At 59.1% G+C, this 16,482-nt stretch carries 18 protein-coding genes; 8 read left to right on the top strand and 10 right to left on the bottom strand.

From position 1 onward, the window contains the following. The first annotated feature begins 722 nt into the window (after positions 1–722). Positions 723–1,397: a uracil-DNA glycosylase family protein gene (locus tag JG743_RS33955; RefSeq protein WP_199200949.1), complete on the top strand. Its 675-nt coding sequence runs from the start codon at positions 723–725 to the stop codon at positions 1,395–1,397. Between the two features lie 251 nt (positions 1,398–1,648). Here JG743_RS33955 and JG743_RS33950 read toward each other — a convergent pair whose 3' ends face one another. The 10 genes from JG743_RS33950 to JG743_RS33905 form a co-directional block, all read right to left on the bottom strand. Further along, positions 1,649–1,864 carry a DUF2945 domain-containing protein gene (locus JG743_RS33950; RefSeq protein ID WP_199201123.1) on the bottom strand — a complete coding sequence of 72 codons (216 nt, stop codon included), beginning with the start codon at positions 1,862–1,864 and terminating at the stop codon, positions 1,649–1,651. 105 nt (positions 1,865–1,969) lie between these two features. Further along, positions 1,970–3,505: an FAD-dependent oxidoreductase gene (locus JG743_RS33945; protein WP_199200948.1), complete on the bottom strand. Its 1,536-nt coding sequence runs from the start codon at positions 3,503–3,505 to the stop codon at positions 1,970–1,972. Between the two features lie 136 nt (positions 3,506–3,641). Next, a complete protein-coding gene (locus JG743_RS33940; protein ID WP_199200947.1) occupies positions 3,642–4,463 on the bottom strand; it encodes a universal stress protein in 822 nt (273 codons plus the stop codon). Positions 4,464–4,670: 207 nt separating this feature from the next. Then, on the bottom strand, positions 4,671–4,967 hold the full coding sequence (locus JG743_RS33935) for a hypothetical protein (RefSeq protein WP_202303219.1): 297 nt from the start codon (positions 4,965–4,967) through the stop codon (positions 4,671–4,673). Between the two features lie 88 nt (positions 4,968–5,055). After that, a complete protein-coding gene (locus JG743_RS33930; RefSeq protein ID WP_199200945.1) occupies positions 5,056–6,591 on the bottom strand; it encodes an FAD-dependent oxidoreductase in 1,536 nt (511 codons plus the stop codon). A gap of 228 nt (positions 6,592–6,819) precedes the next feature. Next, positions 6,820–7,476: a fructose-6-phosphate aldolase gene (gene fsa, locus JG743_RS33925; protein WP_199200944.1), complete on the bottom strand. Its 657-nt coding sequence runs from the start codon at positions 7,474–7,476 to the stop codon at positions 6,820–6,822. 148 nt (positions 7,477–7,624) lie between these two features. Further along, positions 7,625–7,996 (bottom strand): DUF488 domain-containing protein, encoded by a 372-nt coding sequence (locus JG743_RS33920; RefSeq protein WP_199201122.1) that lies wholly within the window; start codon positions 7,994–7,996, stop codon positions 7,625–7,627. A 259-nt stretch (positions 7,997–8,255) separates the two neighbouring features. Continuing rightward, entirely contained in the window at positions 8,256–8,663 is a 408-nt protein-coding gene (locus JG743_RS33915) for a c-type cytochrome (RefSeq protein WP_199200943.1), read from the bottom strand. Positions 8,664–8,776: 113 nt separating this feature from the next. Continuing rightward, complete coding sequence (locus JG743_RS33910; protein ID WP_199200942.1) at positions 8,777–10,546, bottom strand: GMC family oxidoreductase; 1,770 nt, start codon at positions 10,544–10,546, stop codon at positions 8,777–8,779. Between the two features lie 27 nt (positions 10,547–10,573). Beyond that, positions 10,574–11,413 carry a gluconate 2-dehydrogenase subunit 3 family protein gene (locus JG743_RS33905; RefSeq protein ID WP_202303217.1) on the bottom strand — a complete coding sequence of 280 codons (840 nt, stop codon included), beginning with the start codon at positions 11,411–11,413 and terminating at the stop codon, positions 10,574–10,576. Between the two features lie 238 nt (positions 11,414–11,651). On the opposite strand from JG743_RS33905, the gene JG743_RS33900 reads away from it, so the two are divergent. The 7 genes from JG743_RS33900 (at position 11,652) to JG743_RS33870 (ending at position 16,239) form a co-directional block, all read left to right on the top strand. Then, complete coding sequence (locus tag JG743_RS33900) at positions 11,652–12,506, top strand: LysR family transcriptional regulator (RefSeq protein ID WP_199201121.1); 855 nt, start codon at positions 11,652–11,654, stop codon at positions 12,504–12,506. A gap of 435 nt (positions 12,507–12,941) precedes the next feature. Continuing rightward, positions 12,942–13,595, top strand: a complete 654-nt coding sequence (locus JG743_RS33895; RefSeq protein ID WP_199200940.1) for a BON domain-containing protein — start codon at positions 12,942–12,944, stop codon at positions 13,593–13,595. Positions 13,596–13,828: 233 nt separating this feature from the next. Beyond that, on the top strand, positions 13,829–14,119 hold the full coding sequence (locus tag JG743_RS33890) for a DUF6522 family protein (protein WP_199200939.1): 291 nt from the start codon (positions 13,829–13,831) through the stop codon (positions 14,117–14,119). A 62-nt stretch (positions 14,120–14,181) separates the two neighbouring features. Next, positions 14,182–14,982 carry a succinate dehydrogenase iron-sulfur subunit gene (locus JG743_RS33885; RefSeq protein WP_446720925.1) on the top strand — a complete coding sequence of 267 codons (801 nt, stop codon included), beginning with the start codon at positions 14,182–14,184 and terminating at the stop codon, positions 14,980–14,982. Between the two features lie 10 nt (positions 14,983–14,992). After that, the gene (gene sdhC, locus JG743_RS33880; RefSeq protein ID WP_199200937.1) at positions 14,993–15,391 is read left to right on the top strand and encodes a succinate dehydrogenase, cytochrome b556 subunit; all 399 of its coding nucleotides are present in this window, start codon (positions 14,993–14,995) and stop codon (positions 15,389–15,391) included. Between the two features lie 4 nt (positions 15,392–15,395). Further along, positions 15,396–15,779 (top strand): succinate dehydrogenase, hydrophobic membrane anchor protein, encoded by a 384-nt coding sequence (gene sdhD, locus JG743_RS33875; protein ID WP_199200936.1) that lies wholly within the window; start codon positions 15,396–15,398, stop codon positions 15,777–15,779. 19 nt (positions 15,780–15,798) lie between these two features. Beyond that, positions 15,799–16,239, top strand: a complete 441-nt coding sequence (locus tag JG743_RS33870; protein WP_199200935.1) for a CBS domain-containing protein — start codon at positions 15,799–15,801, stop codon at positions 16,237–16,239. Positions 16,240–16,482: the final 243 nt, after the last annotated feature.

Here is a 16,482-nt window from a genome sequence, read left to right as displayed (position 1 = left end):
CTCTAGGCAAAGCTAACTGCCGGACCTGACAGTCGGTTTCAGAACGATCCGGAATCCGTCAAGGACGTTTCGTTGTTCCGCTACGCGGTTCCAAACCACCCCCATCGTTGCGTTGCAGCTTTGTCGTGACGGGTAGCACTTCGATTGGGACTCGTCTTCGCATCAACGAGTCCGCCCGAGCCTACGTCATCCAGTCCATCACCGAAAACGAATTTAATCCCCAGTTGAACACAATTGTTTTGCTTCAACGACCTCTTAAGCCCCGACATTCTTAGCCCAACGTAGCCAAGTCGGAGCCCTTCTTTTGCGAAGATCAAATTGCCAGCATCACGAGCCGCGAACGTCTGCCCAAATCGCAGGGCTTGTCGTTCGGGCGCCAACATTCGAACTGATATGCGACGAATGGCAATGCCGGCTAGTAAGCCGATGTCGAAACCTTGGGTGGCCGTCCCATTAGCGAGGGGGGTAATCTCCTGATGCAGAAGTGGTCACCGACCTGCGCCTGCTTCCTGCCCGCCGTCGTCCGTGGTCGTCATGGCCGCGACCCAAGTGTCAACTGCGCCTCATCAACTTGCGACAGCCAGAAGCGCCAAACGCCCTCCGCGGCGAAGGGTCGCGCGAGGCTGGTAGCGGCTGGTCGAATATTACCCTCGCTCCCACATTCAATGGTCAGTCGTTGAACTGATCGTAGGGTAGGACACCAACAGGATTGGAACGATTTGATGGAGGTTGCTGCAACTAGCCCCGACCTGCGGCGGCCCGAAACACGCGATAGGTCGGAAGAGTCGCAACTTGACGCGTTGCTTTCGAGCATTCGTGCCTGTCGCGCCTGTGCTGGGGAATTCAGCCATGAACCGCGCCCGGTGGTGCAGGTAACCTCCGAAACCCGGCTCTTGATCTGCGGCCAAGCGCCAGGACGACGGGTGCATGAGTGCGGATTGCCGTTCGACGACCCCTCAGGTGACCGCTTGCGCGAGTGGCTTGGGCTGGATCGCAGTGTCTTCTATGGGGACTCGCGAATTGGCGTGGCCCCGATGGCGTTCTGCTTTCCTGGGACCAATCCCAAAGGGGGCGACTACCCGCCACCGTCCCGGTGTGCCGCGCTCTGGCGACGCTCGCTTCTAGCGTGCTTGCCGAGAGTGGAACTGACGCTCCTGGTCGGCGGTTACGCTCAACGATGGGCGTTGCAGCACGCCTCGGGGAGGTCGATGACCGCGACCGTCGCCGCATGGCGCACCTATGGTCCGGCAGTCATCCCGCTGCCCCATCCCTCGTGGCGCAGTACAGTCTGGCTGCGTCGCAACCCGTGGTTCGAGAACGAATTGGCGCCTCATCTGCGCACCCGAGTTGCTGCCATCCTCGGCGACGCGGCTGCCCCTCATCAGTCGACGTCATGATAAGCGTGCGGCGGACTGGCACCGCTTGTAGGAACCGCAAAGTGACGCTCTCGAGACGGTTGCCGCCGGCGGCGAGCAGGATTGTCGCCGGCTATTCGGCAATGAAGCCCTCAGGGGAGCCCTCTCCGGACCGCATGAGCGCCCGCCTATTGACTCGAGCGAGGCGGTCTGGATTGGCGTAGCCGCCTAGGTCGGCGATGTTCCGAAAATTCTGCCCGTGTTTAGGGAGACGCGTCCAGGCGGCGCTCCCGTCAGTCGCTCAATCGGGTTAGCACCTGGCCGCGGTGCAGGGCCACGTGGTCGGTCTTGCTGCTCTTGATCTCGTATTGAGGAGACTGCGGGCTCGCGTGATGCGTGTGGCCCTTATAGTCAATGTCTTGGGTATGAATCTCAATGATCGTTCCGTGGACGCGACCTGCCTCCGAGTTCCAGCTCACCCGATCCCCGACCTCAAACCGTTTCGTCATCGAGACGGTCGCGGGTCGGCGCCGCGATGCCTTGTTGTGTTCTGTCATTCTCGGTGCTCCGCCTGGGTGGGGTCAATTTTGGTGCATTTGGCTGAGGCTTGGCGGTCACCCGTTCTTGCCCATCGCCTGCTCGAACTCCAGTTCGGCGCGCAGTCCCGCCAGGTCGCGATGGACGAAGGCTGCGGCCACCTGCTCTCCACCGCGCCGATAGGTGACTGTGCAATCTCCTGCCGCAAGGTCACCGTCGATTTCCGCCTCGTCCCATCGTTCGGCGTGACCGACATAGGCCAAGCTGAAATCGTATTGTTCGGTCCAGAAAAACGGCACGCAATCGAACCGCTCGCGCCAGCCGAGCATGTTGCGTGCGGCGGTCTGCCCCTGGCGCTCAGCGACCACCCAGTGCTCCAGGCGAATGTTCTCACCCGTGCGACGGTCGGGCCAGCGGGCGATGTCGCCGGCGGCGAAAATTCCCGGAACGCTGGTTTCCAGATAGGTGTCTACCGTGACCCCGCGGTCGAGTTCCAACCCGGCCCGCTTGGCCAGCGTTAGGGTTGGGCGAACGCCGATCCCCGCGACGACAAAATCGGCTGCGAGGAGCTCTCCGTTCTTCAGGGTGACGCCGCCCGCACCGATCGAAGCTGCCGTCGTGCCAAGGTGGAAGATGACGCCATGATGCTCGTGAATCGTCCGGATATGCTGCCCAAGGTCGTCTCCAAGAATCCGCTGCATGGGAATTTCCCCGGGGGCGACCACATGGACGTCGACGCCTCGCGCGCGCAGCGAGGCGGCGACCTCCAAGCCGATGAAGCTGGCGCCGATCACCACAGCCTGACGGGACGCCACAGCGTCGGCGTTCAACGCATGGGCGTCGGCAAGTGTCCGCAGGTAGTGGACGTGAGGCCGTTCGTCACCAGCACCCAGCCGTACGGGCTCAGCGCCTGTGGCCAGCAGGAGAGCGTCGTAAGCATATCGGGTCCCGTCAGTGAGGTCGACGTGCCTTGCCCGTGTGTCGATAACACCCACATGCGCGCCCAGCTTCAGCTCGATGTCTTGAGCCCGGTAGAATTCAGGCGAGCGCAACGGATTCGAACTGTCCGGCGCCGTCCCTGCGAGATAACCCTTCGACAGGTTGGGTCGGTCGCAAGGGGCCGACGCATCGGCACTCAGCATCGTCAGCCGCCCGTCATAGCCCTCCCGCCGGAGGGTTTCAGCGGCCGCCTGGCCAGCAGCGCCGCCGCCGACGATCACGATCGAGTCGGGCAGGCCCGCGCGGGCTGGAAGCGATCGACGCGGTGCGGGCTTGCGCCGCGCCCGAACCCGTATGCGGCCGTCGGTATGCTCGACATCAAAACACGGGATCGATGTCAGGGCGGGGGCGCGGAGCGCCTCCCCCGTGCGCAGACTAAAGCAGGCGTGGTGCCAGGGACAACGAACAGTGTCGTCCACCAGGAGTCCGTCGGCCAAAGGGGCGCCGTAGTGCGAACAGACCGATCCAACGGCGAATATTTCTTCGCCTCGGCGCGCCAGCAAGACAGGTTCGTTGCCGACATAGCCGGCGAGCATGGCGCCGTCTGCGAGTTGGCTCTGAGGGATGCCTATGCCGAAGTCCAGACGGTCAGTATCAGGTGTGTCAGAGTTCATGAAAGGTCTCCGTATTAAGGCGACCGCGTGGGCATGCACTCGGTCCGGGAAGGGCGCGACCAAAGTCCTACAGGGAGCAGAGTCCTGCTCGGATCGTTCAGGTTGAACGAGCGCATCGACCGTTCGAGCAACGTGATCAATTCGACATGACCCGGTTCAGTCGATCGTTTTCAAGCAGCGAGCGGGTCGCACCGCCAAAGATCCACTCTCTGAACCTGCTGTGGCCGTAGGCGCCGGATATGATCAAATCCGCATGCATCGCATCGGCCACATCAGCGATCGATCCACCATCGGATTTTTCCGGAAACACATCAGCCATCGCCTTTACGCCGTGGGCAGAAAGGAAGGCGACAACATCGTTCAGGCTGTTCCAGGTTTCATCGGTCGCGTCATAGTCGATCGTGATGACACGCACCTCCTGAGCTATTTGCAGAAACGGCATGGCATCGACAATAGCGCGCCTGGCCTCACGCGTGTCCTTCCACCCGACAAGAACCTTGTTGATCCGGAAATTTTCCTGGTTGGTCGAGGCGACCAGTACTGGTCGTCCCGCCTGAAGGATCAGGTTGCCGAGATCGGTGGAACGATGAACGTTGCCAGAGGAGGCGCCCTCGGGCGACGCTGTGATGATGAGATCGGCCACGCGCGCCGCGTCGATCAGCAAGCGGGTCGGATTGCCCACCGCCCCACGCCATTCCGTCTCAACCATTGCGCCAGCAAGATCTTCGAATTCCGCGCGGAGGTCCTCAATTCGTCGCTCGATGTTCTTCCGCTGGCGCATCATGCTTTCACCTTCGAAGGCCACTCCTCCTTCCATCACAACGGGTGGCGGAACGTCGGCGGCCGAAAGACCGACTAGGCGTGCATCGAACCGCCGGGCCAGATCGACAGCGAGCTTGATGACAGGAGCGACCATACCGTCGATGTCGAGATTGAGGACGATTGACTTGTAGGCCATTGGACTTCCTTCCGTGAATGAGTAACGAGCCGGTACGGCTAAGGTGGAAACGCCAACCGGCGAGGTGTCGCAAAAACGCGCCGCGACACCTGTCATCAAGCGTTAGTAAAAAGGCGCACTGCCCTGTAACGCTTCAAAAGCTCGGCGCTGCAGCGTATTGCAATGATGCAGTTCGTCGGTTGGCGCCGCCCGCCAATGTTCCTCGCCCTACTCGAATACGAGACGAGATGTGCCTCTTTTTGCGATCAGCATTCGTCGGGCATCCTGGATCCGCTCAGCCTGTAGTTTGGTATAGGGGCCCATCGGCTTGGTCGTTTCGTCGCCGCGACGGACCAGGCAGTACCACTGGCCACCGTTCGAGAAAATTTCAACTGAGGTCGGCGTCGTGTTGGGCGCTTCCTTGGCGATCGTCTTGATGAATTTGACGATCGTTGAATAATGTTGAGCGGGCGCGACCGTGCGCATACTGTCGGTGGTGCTAAGCTCATGTTGCACTGTGGACATAATTAGAACTCCTTTCGGTCACGACGGCATTCCGCTCAGCCATTTCTCATTGCGCTCTTCTTCGGATGCGGTGTCCGAGAGCGCTTTGCTAAGTCGCCATCCGGTGCTCCATTTCTATCTCAGCCTTCAGACTTTCGATGTCGCGGAAGATCGAAGCGACAGCCAGCGTGCGTCCTTCGCGCTTGAAGCGCAGCAAGCAATCCCTGGCGGCGATATCTCCATCGACCGCGATCTCGTCCCATCTCTCAGCATGGCCGACATAGTTGATGGGAACATCGTAATGCTGGCTCCAAAAGAACGGCACGCCGTTGAATTTCTCGCGATGGCCGAGCATGTTGAGGGCCGCGGTTCGCCCCTGCCTCTCTGCAACCACCCAGTGCTCGACCCGAATGTTCTCGCCACTATAGGGATCGCGCCATCGCGCAATGTCGCCGGCCGCGAATATCCCTGGCTCGCTCGTTTCCAGAAAGGCGTCCACAACAACGCCGTGGTCAATGACCAGCCCCGCTGTTTCGGCAAGTCTGATCCGCGGCCGCACGCCGATCCCGGCGACGACGAAATCCGCAGCCAACGTACCGCCGCTGCTAAGTTTCACCTTCCTGCCGTCGATGCTTTTCGCTGTGTTCTCGAGATGGAATACGACGCCATGCTCTTCATGGAGGGCGCGGATGAAGTCGCCCATTTGCGGGCCCAGGACCCGCTCCATGGGCCGTTTTTCCGGCGCCACGACATCAACTTCGATATCGCGAGAGCGCAGAGCCGCAGCAACTTCCAGGGCAATGAAGCTGGCGCCAAGCACGACAGCGCGGCGCGCCGTCGTGGCCCGCTCGATGATCGCCTTGCAATCCGCGAACGAGCGCAGCGTGTGGACATGTGGCTGGTCGGCGCCGGGGATGGTCAGGCGGACGGGTTCGGCTCCCGTTGCAACCAGCAGTCTGTGGTAAGGAACTCTTCCTTCATCAGCGAGGACGACCTCGCGGGAACGCAGGTCGATGTCAACGACCTTCGTATTGAGACGCAGGTCGATATTGTTTTTTGAATAGAATTTCTCCCCGCGAAGCGGGATCCAGTCCTCCGGTGCCTTGCCGGCGAGGTAGTCCTTGGAGAGGTTCGGCCGGTCGACGGGCGGCGATTGGTCGTCGCTGAGCATGATGATGCTGCCTTGGAACTGCTCCCGCCGCAGCATTTCGGCCGCTGCGAACCCGGCCGCGCCGCCGCCAGCAATAACGATTTTCTTAGGGACATGGCTGGAGCCTCCGGAGCGCGGTTTCGGAACCGTCCGTTTGAGTTTCTCGCCCACGAATATCCGATCATCGCGCAGTTCCACCAGCCAGCAGGCGAGTGGATTGAAGGCGGGGGCACGCAATGCTTCGCCTGTACGCAAATCGAAGCACGCGTGATGCCAGGGACACCGGACGGTATCCTCCACCACAAGACCGTCGCCGAGCGGCCCGCCGTAATGTGTGCACGTTGCCCCGACGGCGAAGACCTCGGCCCCACGGCGCACCAGCAGCACCTGCTCATCGCCGCAATGGCCGACAAGCTTGCCGCCATCGGGAAGATCGGCGAACGCGATGCCCTGGATCAGATCCGGACCTTTTAATTTCGTATGGCTCTCAGCCATTTTTCTTCTCCCTTGGCGATCGCTCGTCATCGCGCGTGGACGAACTCCCAAGTCAACCAGTGCGCGGCGAACGCGCCTCCAGGTCTTCAGTACAGTGAAGCGTCCTGACCAAGCCTTTCATCGCGACCGAGCCGCATACATATTCTCCCGCCTTCTGAAGTATCGTGCAAACGAATTTAATCGGCAATTGTGTGCAATTTTTATGATATACTAGCCAGGCGCGAGCGATTACAAGATCGCCTGCCCAGTCTTGCTCCAGTCGGCCAGAAAGGACTCGAGGCCCTTGTCGGTGAGTGGATGTTTGGCGAGGTTTTTGAGTACCGCCGGCGGTACGGTCGCGATGTCGGCGCCTGCGATCGCCGCCTGTTTGACATGGAGAGGGGTGCGGATGGAGGACGCCAGGATTTCCGTCGTAAAGTTTTTGTCGTTGTCGTAGATCGTGCGGATTTCTCGGATCACCTCCATGCCATCCAGGCCGAGATCATCCAGTCTGCCAACGAACGGCGAAATGAAGGTAGCGCCTGCCTTGGCTGCGAGGAGTGCCTGATTGGCTGAAAAGCAGAGGGTAACATTGACCTGGTGCCCGAGCTGACTGAGCGTCCGGCAAGCCCTGAACCCATCCCAGGTCGATGGTACCTTGACGGCCACATTGGCGGCAATGCCGGCCAGACGCTCTCCCTCTGCGATCATGCCGTCGAAGTCGGTCGCGGTGACCTCAGCTGAAACCGGGCCCTCGATTGTCTGGCAAATTTCCTTGATCACATCCCTGATCGGTCGGCCGGTCTTTGCGATAAGGGACGGGTTCGTGGTCACCCCATCGAGAAAGCCGGCAGCTGCAAGCTCGCGAATTTCAGAAATATCGGCTGTATCGATAAAGAACTTCATTGTCTTTCTCCGCAGTGTGAATGCGTCCGTCGATGATTTGATGAGGTTTCTTTGGTTTGGTTTCCGGAAAGATGATTTTCTCTCGCAGTTGTGATCGCACACCCTGTGTCTTTGAAGGCAATGGCTGTGCAGGAGCGACGTGACGTCTCTATCGATGTCTCAGCAAGATCTCTCTAAGGACGACTGCATCGTTGTGGGCCTCGTCGTGAGCCGAGTAGACGAGTGTGACGGCGCCCTGCCGTATCATGCCGCGCAGTCGGTCGAGTTGATCGCGATGCTCATGGATTTCCGCCGCATATCGCCGGCGAAATTCCTCCCAGCGAGCCGGGTCGTGTCCGAACCATTTCCGAAGCGCGGTGCTTGGCGCGAGTTCCTTCATCCAATGGTCGATCGCGGCTTCGGTCTTCTTGACCCCGCGCGGCCAAAGCCGGTCAACTAACACTCGCTTGCCGTCGTCGGCAGCAGGGCTCTCATATGCCCGTTTCAATTTCACTCTCTCGTTGAAGATTTTTTCGCTCATCGACTTCGTGTCCTGTCCATCTCCGTGTTCGTTGACAGCCTCGAGAAGGCCAGAAAATTCGTTTCTAAGGATCACCTTGTCGGCTTGATCTGATGCGAACACGAAGATGTCGCCGCGATATCGCTCGATCCAGTGGTGGCCGGCACCATGGCTGCGCAGGTAGTTACCGATCTGATTGAGCGTGGAATACCCCAAACCCTGGTGCAGCAGGAACTTCATAGAGATTGTGCTTTGCGGCCGGGACAGGTCGCCCCCTGACTTAAGGGCCGACCTTCTGTCCTTGAGCGTTGAACTGTTTCAGATAAGCGATTACGTCAGCGATCTCCTGGTCCTTGGTGAGGCCGGCGAACGCCATCTTTGTTCCGGGGATCAGCTTGCGCGGCGCGCGCAGATAGGTCGTCAGCGTCGGTTCATCCCAAGTCAGGCCCGAGTTCTTGTTCGCCGCGGAATAACGGTAATCCGGATACGCACCAGCCACTCGGCCTACGATGCCATTCAAGACCGGACCTACTCCGTTCTTTGCGTCGGGGCCGACCTTGTGGCAGGCCATGCACCTCTTGAAGACGACGGCGCCGGCTTCGGCGTTGCCGGGGGATGAGTCCTGCGCATGGGCCGACCCGACAGCGGTGAGAATTGCGGTCGCCAATCCAAGCAAGGTCGATTTCATGTTTGCATCTTTCAATGAGCTACGGGTTCCGACCGAACCGGCCCCCGGCAATATTGGGTTCGAAACACACCCAGTCTGCCGGACCCGCGAATCCGGATCCGGCAGACGTTGCCTCAGGAGGAAACCAGTGGGCCGGGGTTCTTCAGATATTGGTTCTTGATCGCATCCACCGCCCAGTAGGCAAGAGCGCCTACCGGTCCGGTCGGGTTCTTCCCGGCGTTCTGGGGAAACACGCAAGCGCCGGTGACGAATACGTTCGGGACATCCCAGACCTGAAGATACTTGTTTAGAACGCTGGTGCTTGGGTCGGCTCCGAAGACCGCGCCACCTGTGTTGTGCGTGCTCTGATAGGGCACGATCGAATAGGGCACGGGCGGCACGTTTCGATCGATCTTGGTCGCACCCATCTCCTTGGCCAGTGTCACGCAGATGTCAGCCTGGGCGTTCATCTGCTTTATTTCGTTGTCCTGGAAATTGAACGTCATCCTCATAAGCGGACGTCCAAAAACGTCGGTGTAGGTCGGATCAAGGCTCAGATAGTTCTGCCGGTAAGCCATCACCGCGCCTTGATTGCCGACGCTGGCCGCGTGGTCATAATTGTCGACCACGGCCCTCTTCCACTCGGAGCCCCAACGCGGCGTGCCACGGGGTGTGGGATGCGACTGGATAGGTCTGGCGCCCGAGTTACTGCAACTGATGCCGCCGCCACCGATATAGCCCGCCTTGACGAAATCGTAGTTGTCGCCATTGAAATCGTCCATACAGGTGCCGAGTGCGCCTGCGCCCATGAAGCGATTCAGGATGGTATTCTTGTCGAAGAAGGCGGTGGCTCCGCCACCGCACTGATAGGCATAGTTGCGGCCGACCACGCCCTTTCCCGTTGCCGGGTCATAGGGTACGCCAATCCCCGATTGCAGCAGCAGGCTGACGTTGCCGAGCGCGTAGGCCGACAGGATGATGAGATCGGCAGGCTGTTCGAATTCGCGCCCGCGCGCGTCGAGATAGGTGACGCTGACCGCCTTCTTGCGGGTCGAGTCGAGATTGACCTTCAGCACGATCGAGTTCGTGCGCAGCTCGAAATTCGGGTTCTTCACAGCCAGCGGAATGACTGTGAAATGCGGGCTGGCCTTGGCATTCGCCTCGCAGCCGAAACGTTCGCAGAATCCACAATAGTGACATTGCCCGAAGGCCACGCCATCGGGATTGACGTAATCCCGCGACGCATTCGACGACGGGTTGGGGAACGGGTGATAGCCGAGATTGCGGGCCGCCTTCTCGAACATCACCATGCTCTGCGCGGCAATCATCGGCGGATTGGGGTACTCGTCCTTTCGCGCTCCCTCGAAGATATTGCCGCCATCGATCTTCCGGCCGTTGATATTGCCGGCCTTGCCGGAAGTGCCGCAGGTTTTTTCGAACTTGTCGTAATAAGGTTCGAGATCGTCATAGGTGATCGGCCAGTCCTGCAGGTGCATATCCGAAGGGACGATCTTTTCGCCGTATTTGTCGACCGTCCGGGTGCGCGCCTGATGATCCCATTCGAGCCAGCGCCAGGTCACGCCGTTCCAGTGCACGCCGGCGCCGCCGACGCCCTGCCCGGGCAGGAACGAGCCGAGTTGACGCATTGGCAGCGCCGTTTGCGATTCACTGTTGCGGAATGTGATGGTTTCCCGCCGCACGTTCTGCATGAGGTCGTGGCGGGCGGCGTAACGCAGCTCGTCATGGATCTGCGGGTCGATGAAGTCCGGATTGGTGTCACGCGGGCCTCCCCGCTCCAGGGCGACGATTTTCAGCTTGGTCGATGCAAGCTCCTTGGCAATGATGCCGCCTGTCCACCCAAGACCGACAATCAGGACATCGACCGCGTTGAGTTTGGTGGCCATGTCATAGTCTCCTTCTTCTTCCGTCGACTAAATGAGGTCCTGTATGCCCCTCGGATCGGCTGCATAGGGCTTGTTCCGAAATGGTTCGATCTTGTCCATGTACATGGCGTCGGCGCCTGGGAAGCCGATCATCTTCCAGGCAGCCCTGTCCTTGTTTCCGCCATACATCGGGTCGGCGAAATAGCCCTCGATCGTGAGCTGCAGCAGAAGCCCGAAGAAGGTTGCGGTCGGCACCGTTGGAAGTTCGACCTTCTTGCCGTCGAGTTCGGCCATCACCGCGGCACGATCTTTCGCCGAAAGGCCGTCGAAGGTGCTCTTGTGGTTTTTCTGTACATGGGCACTGATGTCGGCGATGCCGGCCCGGATCAGTTCCGATGGCGTCATCGGCAGTTGATAGCCCTGCTCGGGCGTACCCTCGCCAAACGGTCCTTCCAGATACAGACGATCGCCCTTGCCGTATCCGCCGGCCATCTGCCGATCGATATAGATCGCGACGCCGAGTTCCTTGGCGCCAGGGCCGGTTGAATCGCTTGGAATGAGCGTATCGACCGCCGCCTCGATGAAGGCGGATTCGTCGACATTGAAGAATTCATAGCCAGAGCCTCCACCATGAGGTTCGGTGGCGGCGGTCACGTGGTGATGTTTGGTATCTGCAGCGGTGGCAGCCATGATTTCATCCGCCGATGCGGATCCGCCAAGCGGCAGAGTACTCGCAGCCGCTCCGGCCGCTCCAGCCGCGCCGAACAGCTTCAGAAAGTCGCGCCGCCCCACATCGCCTTGGCTCTTTTCTCTCGTCGACATGATCTCTCCTGTGACGCTGCAGGCAAAACGATGTGTGAGGTTGGAGAGAGCTTGCGCTCCCTCCAACCGGCGCTGCGCAGCATCCAGCGCTAGGCTTGGTGGATTTCCTGGGAGCCTATTGCCGAGGCGTGGCGTGTAGCAAACGAATTTAATCGGCAAATGAGTACAGTTTTTATGATAGATGGGAGTGTTATTGCGATCAGACCCGATATCACTTGATCGGATGACGCGTCGAGAAATTGGAGGTCACGTCAGGGCGCAATTTAATTGACATTTAAACGCAATTTTTATGTTATGTTTTTTTATGGACGTCGAGCTCGCTCGCTCTTTTCTCGAGATTGTTTCCAGTGGGAGTTTCATCCGGGCTTCCGAACGATTGAACGTAGCGCAGACAACCGTGAGCGCGCGAATTCGCAGCCTCGAGCAGCAACTAGGCCGACCGCTTTTCGTGCGGCACAAAGGCGGCGCTTCGCTCACCCCTGCTGGCGAACAATTTCTGCGCCACGCTCCGATGTTCGTCCAGCTGTGGCAGCGCACCCTTCATCAGGTTGCTGTCCCGCCCGGCCGTCGCGCCGTTCTGACTGTCGGCAGCGAAGTCAGTCTTGCTCAACCCCTTCTGCTCGACTGGGTTCGATGGATGCGTCGATCCCTTCCCGATATCGCGCTTCATGTCCATGTCGATGTGCCACAGGATTTGATCAATCAAGTCGCGTCCGGGCTCGTCGACGTGGCAGTCATGTATGCGCCCCAGCATCGGCCCGGTCTGAAAATCGATCTGCTCATGGACGAAAAACTCGTTCTCGTGACAACCAACCCCGAAGCACGCCTGGCGGACCGAATAGACTACGTGTACGTAGATTGGGGGCCGGATTTTACGCTTCATCATGGCATGAATTTCCCGGATGTCGCGCCAGATCTCTTTATAGATCTCGGCCCGCTCGCGCTCAGTTATATTCTTTCGGCTGGCGGGTCCGGCTATTTCAGGATGAGCGTGGTGCAGCCTCATATCGAGGCCGGGCGGCTGCACCTTGTGCCCGAAACGCCGCAGTTTTCGTATCCAGTTTATGCGGTGCAATCTGCTAACGCGGATGAAGCCGTAGTGGTCTCTGCCTTGGCCGGACTGCACTCCATCTCAAATGGCAATGCCGAACCGGCATGATTCCGCCGTTCGATCTGGCATTGCTGGGAAAACGGAAACGTCGTCATCTCGATGCTGAAAATCGTCCGCGCGGAATGACGGAAAGATGAGACCGACTGTCTTTCCGGTCTCTCGTTCCCTGGCAATCCGGACCTTCCAGCCTAAGACTGGTCGACGCGGAAGTCCTCCTTAAGAAACATATATGGGAAATCAGAAGGAGCGGTCGTCTGCTGGCGAAACCGAAAATGAATGCAAGATAATTGCGTTGAATTCATCATAAATTTCGTTTGCTTATTTCAACAGAATGACAAGGCTTTGATGCGACGCACGGGCAGTCCGGTGTAAATGTTGCCGCGTGTAACGGCAGCAACGCCGTCACCTGCGTCGAGGCGACCTTCTTAGGCGCATGAAATGCCGATTGGCCCGGCTTGCCGGTCATTTATAAGGAACTGCGACATGAGATTCGACAAAGATATCAAGCAAGACTTGGAAAGCGAACTGAATTGGGACCCTGACATTACTGCCACCGATGTCGGTGTCACCGTCAAAAACGGCGTCGTCTCGCTTACCGGCTACGTCCCTTTCTATATGCAGAAGTACCAGGCGGAGAATGCGGCGAAGCGAGTCAAAGGAGTCCTCGGCATCGCCAACGACATTGAAGTTCGCCTTCCATCCAGCCATCAAAAGACTGATCCGGAACTCGCACGGGCCGCAATCGAGGCAATCTCCCTCGAGCTTCCCTCTTCCCACGAGCGGTTCAAGGTCATCGCGAAAGAAGGTTGGCTTACCCTAGAGGGCGACGCCGAGTGGCAATACCAGCGCAATCAGGCTGAAGTCGCCACGCGGAAACTGCACGGCGTCAAGGGCGTCATCAATCGTGTGGTGGTGAAGCCGCGCGTGGCCCCTGTGGAGATCAAGGTCAAGATCGAAAACGCGTTCAAGCGAAGCGCGGAGGTCGACGCGCAGCAGATCAGCGTCACCGCCGATGGAGGCGATGTAAGCCTCGCTGGGACGGTAAGTTCGTGGTCGGAAAAGCAGGAGGCCGAGCGAACTGCTTGGCGAGCGCCAGGCGTCGTCAGGGTCCACAACCACATCAACATTGTGGGCTAGGGCATCGCCCTCGCAGGAGATGGATATCGTCAGTCCTGCTGTTGTGTCGGAGTTGCATGGTTGGCCCGTCGCAAGCCGGCGGGTGATCCGGGCCGGCAATGGTCGAACCAAAGTAAAACGATAGGCCGGCACAAGGCTGATCGAGCCTGACGTGGAACCGAGCAGCAGTTTCCTGCCGATGTTGCGGACTGGAAACGGCCGCCCATGAAGGGTCGCCGCAACAGGGATCGATGATGGCGGCGATCAAATTCGAAGACGACGAAGTGCAGGTCGATGCCGCGATCATTGGCAAGGGGCTTAATGTTGACCCTTCGGTTGTCCAGTCTCTCATCCGCGAAGGTAAGATAGCGAGCAGGCATGAGCGCGGAGAAGGTGCCGATGCTGGGCGCTTACGGCTGACATTCTTTTTAGGCAACCGTCGGTTCCAGATCATTGTCGACGACGCCGGACGGATCATCCAGCAATCTGCCGTCGATTTTGGCGATCACGCTCTGCCCAGGGCACTTCGAAGGCCAAGCGGATGACCGAGGATAAAAGAAGCCCCTTTCTCATAGAATCCTCGGACCAACTCCCCCAAGTGACGGTGTTGAAACGGTTTCCGCTGCCTAGGAAACTCGGCGTAGGTAAAGAATCTCGCATAGGAAAAGGGAAACGCTGGCCTGTGCCTGCGGCGGCCGCAGCGCGTGTAAAGACATTCGAGATTTACCGCTACGATCCCGACTCCGGCGACAATCCGGTCATAGACATCTTTGAAATCGATCTCGACGACTGCGGTCCGATGGTTCTGGACGCCCTCATCTGGATCAAGAACAAGGTCGACCCGACCCTGACGTTTCGCCGCTCATGCCGGGAGGGCGTGTGCGGCTCGTGTGCGATGAACATCGACGGTACGAACTGGCTGGCCTGCACAAGATACATAGCCGAAACGGACGAGCCAGCAACGATCTACCCCTTGAGCAATCTGAGGATCATCAAGGATCTGGTTCCAGATCTCACGCATATGTTTGCCCAATACAGCCTCATCGAACCTTGGCTCCACTCCAAGGCGCCTGCGCCGGAACGGGAGCGCCTTCAGTCGCCGGCCGAAAGAGCTGAGCTTGACGGCTACTATGAGTGCATTCTCTGCTTCTGTTGCACGTCGGGGTGCCCCAGTCATTGGTGGAATGGCGATCGCTTCCTCGGCCCTGCCGCGCTGCTGCATGCCTGCCGCTGGCTCATTGACAGCCGCGACGAGGCGACTGGCGAGCGGCTCGATGATCTGGAGGATCCTTTCCGGCTCTACCGATGCCACACGATTCTGAACTGTACGCGCACCTGCCCCAAGGGACTGAATCCTGGAAAGGCAATCGCCGAGATCAAGAAAATGCTTGTCGAGCGGACAGGCTGAGGGGAAAGAAATGAAGACTATTGCCAGCCGCAGGCGGCCGCTCTCGCCCAACATTCAAATCTACAGACCGCAGCTTACCTCGGTTCTCTCGATCGCTAATCGCATCACCGGCGTTGTCCTGAGCGCCTTTGCGGTGTTCCTGGTGATCTGGCTCTCTGCCGCCGCAACCGGCCCGCAAGCATTCTCCACGGTTCAAAGCGTCATAGGATCATGGATCGGACGGCTCTTGATGATTGGAGGCGCGTTTTCCTTCTTCATGCATCTCTGCGGTGGGATCCGGCATTTGTTTTGGGACGCGGGATATGGTTTTCAACTTCGCACGATCTATGCCTCCGGCTGGGCAGTGGTCATAGCCAGCTTGTTGCTCACCGGAGCAACATGGGCGCTCAGCATCTACATCGCGGGGTAGGAGGTTGGAGAAGCATACGCGCCCACCACTAAGCCGCGCGACCGGGCTTGGCTCGGCCAGCAAAGGCGTCGGGCATTGGTGGGCCGAGCGCGTGTCGGCTATTGCGCTGATCCCGCTGACAATATGGTTCCTGGCGTCCGTGATCGCCCTCACTGGCAGGGACCATGCTGGTGTCGTCACCTGGCTCAGGATGCCGTCCGCGACGATCTGTATGGTGCTGCTGCTGGTGGCGCTGTTTTATCACATGGCCCTCGGACTTCAGGTTGTAATCGAGGACTACGTTCATTCAGGAGCGAGATTTCCGGTGTTGATAGCGATTCGTTTGGGCTGCTTCGCGCTGGCCGTAACGGGCATTGTCGCTACGTTGCGTATCTCCTTGGGCGGCTGAGAGCGGGGAGGACGAACAAATGCTCGTTGATAGAGTCGTACCCATTGCCCACAAGAGGCTGGCCACTATTGGATATGATGCGCCCTTGCTTAAAGCAGCGCGACTGCTTGGCGGCTCATCGGACCTGGTCGTTGTCTGCGGCCCCGATGGGCATTTGAAGGGCGTTATTACGAAAACGGACATCGTAAGGCAGGTCGGCCGATGCCAAGGTTCAACCTGCCAGATCGCGGTATCGTCGGTTATGACCGAAGATGTCGTCATCTGCCGGCCGACCGACTGGTTGCACGACGTCTGGTCGATCATGAAGGAGCGCCGGCTGAAAAACATTCCCGTCACCGATGCGGAGTCTCGACCGATCGGAGTACTCAACGCGCGAGATGCGCTTGAGGCCCTCATGCTGGAGGTGGAACAAGAAGAGACGCTTTTGCGCGATTATGTGATGTGTGTTGGCTATCGCTGATGGTGGCGGCCGAGACCGAGTAGCTTTGATGCCATCATCGAATAGTCTGCGGGCAGGCGCCATTGATCCGTCGCTCGCGTCAGTCTAGCGTAACCACGAGTTCATCCAGGCGCCGTCGCCGGTCAACTCGACCCGGAGCGGACGCTGAACAAGCAAGATCCCATCCAGCTGTGCCGAAGCCACCCCGCGGGAGAGCGACGAAGAGTGACCTCGAAACCTGGCCAACTGCAGGAATACAAGGGA

The organism is Mesorhizobium sp. 131-2-1, from assembly GCF_016756535.1.
Lineage (GTDB): Bacteria > Pseudomonadota > Alphaproteobacteria > Rhizobiales > Rhizobiaceae > Mesorhizobium.
Note: the sequence above shows the minus strand (reverse complement) of the source record. Positions and strands in the feature narration are given on the sequence as shown.